Annotated in this window: 4 protein-coding genes; all 4 read left to right on the top strand. The window is 37.9% G+C overall.

Going from position 1 to position 2,503, the window contains the following annotated elements; genetic code table 11:
• Positions 1-387, top strand: a 387-nt coding sequence (locus tag RB622_RS29920) for a hypothetical protein (protein WP_409022105.1), incomplete at its 5' end; no start/stop codon positions are given.
• A 16-nt stretch (positions 388-403) separates the two neighbouring features.
• Entirely contained in the window at positions 404-1,306 is a 903-nt protein-coding gene (locus RB622_RS29925) for an RHS repeat-associated core domain-containing protein (RefSeq protein WP_308050516.1), read from the top strand.
• 2 nt (positions 1,307-1,308) lie between these two features.
• Positions 1,309-2,130 carry a hypothetical protein gene (locus tag RB622_RS29930; protein ID WP_308050517.1) on the top strand — a complete coding sequence of 274 codons (822 nt, stop codon included), beginning with the start codon at positions 1,309-1,311 and terminating at the stop codon, positions 2,128-2,130.
• The coding region (locus RB622_RS29935; RefSeq protein WP_409022107.1) for a toxin-antitoxin system YwqK family antitoxin at positions 2,130-2,503 on the top strand (374 nt) is incomplete at its 3' end. The genes RB622_RS29930 and RB622_RS29935, both read left to right, overlap by 1 nt.

Here is a 2,503-nt window from a genome sequence, read left to right on the forward strand (position 1 = left end):
GGTAACCGCTTGTCTTCCATTAGCGATGCATCCGGCAACAACAGCGGCGTTAAAAGTGGCAGCAGCAGCTACGGTTATGATGGAAACGGCAACATGACCTCGGATGGCAACCGCGGTGCAGTGCTGACCTATAATCACCTGAACCTACCGAAAACGGTAGCCATTGATGGGAAAACATTAACGTATGATTATGACGCTTCTGGAACAAAACATAAATATGTAGCCGATACGTTGACTGTTAAATATGCGGGCGGCTTTGAGTACAATGCATCGAATGCATTTTCACGGCTGGGCCTTGCGGAAGGGGCAGGCAGTATTGAAGAGTGGCGCGATCACATTTCAATATTACGTCAAAGATCATTTGGGCAATGTCCGTGTGGTATTTAATGAAAACGGAGATATATTGCAGAAGAATGATTTTTATCCTTTCGGATCTGAAATTAACCGTGATGGAACAACCAACAAGGCCAGTAAAGGAATAAATCGTTATCTGTTTCAGAGTCAGGAATACCAGGCTTTTACAGGTTATACACAGTTTAAATGGCGTTCTTATGATCCGCTTACAGGTAGATTCTTATCAGTTGATCCATTGAGTGAAAAGTTCCAAAATAATGGCACCTACGCGTTCTCTGAAAATAAAGTTACAATTCACATAGAACTTGAAGGCTTAGAATCGGTGCCGGTGAACCCTGCGGGTGTTGTTTTTGGAAAAGCCCAAAATGCCTGGAATGGGGTTGTGCAAAGGATAAATGGCATTACAAGTTCGGCCAATGCTTATTTGAATTCAACGGCGAAAACGGTTTCAGACGGCCTGTCACCTGTTGATGGAATAGCTTTTTTCTCAACCAATGAGGATATTAAAGGTAAAGGAAGTGGAATGAGACAAAGTCAATATCCTACCGGACCGATGGTTGACATTGACGCTATTTTAGGACCCGCTGGTGTAGCTACGGCCGATCCTTCAAAGGCTAGAATTGGTGGAACCACGGTTTTGGGTAAGATCATTAGTGTGATGGAAATGATGAAGGAAGCTTTGGGATTTGGGCAATCGGCTGGGGAGGCTGTTAATGCGGTAAAGCCAGAATTTGGTGAGAAAAAATCAAACGATAAAGATAAATCAAACGATAAAGATAAATCAAAAAGTAAAATTTCATCAGAACAATGGAACGAAGCCTTAAACAATATGAGTACAACTCCTGGTTGGACAACAGCTGGTAGTGGAGTAAATAAAGACAGTACCGTGGGAGTCATTGATTACTATCAAGGTACGCAAAAAGTAAAATCAGATACCATAAGACCTAAATAATAATGATAAACCGAATTATTTTAATATTATCTGTTAGTACCGTTTTGCTTTCCTGTTCCAGAAATTCTGAATCAGAATTTCAATATTATCCTGACGGTCGTGTTCAAAGGGAAATAAGGTTTATAAATGATTCTACGGAAGTGGCCTTGACCTATTTTGAAGCGGGAGGGTTAAAAGATTCTATAACTATGATCAACGGTAAGATATCTGGACGCAATAAGAAATATTATCTAAATGGCAATCTTGAAAAAGATTGTTTTTGGAAAGATGGTGTTTTAAATGGTCCATGTAGATCTTATTATCAAAGTGGAAATTTAATGAGCGTAGTAACTTATGACTTAAATATAAATGCTGGAAATGGCTATGAGTATTTTGATCTTCCCGGAGAAAAAATACAATACTTGGGAAATTACGCAAAAGTACGTGGGAAGAAATGGGTAAATTATCAAACTTGGTATGATAGTCTAGGGAAAATCCAAAAAGCAACTGTCAGGATTCATGAAGTAAATGGCTTAAAAGTGGTTTCTTTAAACGATTCACTAAAAATTACCTTTGAAATGGATCACCTTGAATATCCTCTATTGAGAGTTTTTGTTGGAGACTATGATAAGGAATATAATCTTCTGAATAAGTCCACTCTTAGGGTTTTTAATGGGAAAATATCCACAATTGTTGTATATATAAAACCTAAACAGGTAGGTCAACAAACAGCCAGAGGATATATTCAGAATTTCAAAATTCTGAAAAAATTTGCAGATGGAACTTACAAAACTGAGGGAAAGGATATTTATTGGAGTTATGATTATGAGGTAGTAAACAAGTGATGATGGGTACAGATAGTTTTATTATTTTTTTTGTATGGACATTGGTCGGGTTATCTTCTTGTTCTCAAAAAAAGGACCCGATTTTAAAGTATTACCCTAATGGAGCATTAAAATCGGAAGAGATATCAATTAATGATTCCTTAAGTTTATATCGCAGTTATTTTGAAGATGGAGTACTGCAGAGTTCGGTTCACTCAATAAATGGGTTTGTATCAGGTCGAGCACGGCACTATTTTGAGAATGGTAAATTGGCACAAGATTGGGAGTTGAAAAATGGATTACCAAACGGCAAATGTGTTCGGTATTATCCAAGCGGAAACATCTTTACTATAATTAACTACAAAGACAGTGTTAACGTTGGAGATGCATATCA

The sequence above is a fragment of the Dyadobacter sp. LHD-138 genome, from assembly GCF_030929615.1.
GTDB lineage: Bacteria > Bacteroidota > Bacteroidia > Cytophagales > Spirosomataceae > Dyadobacter.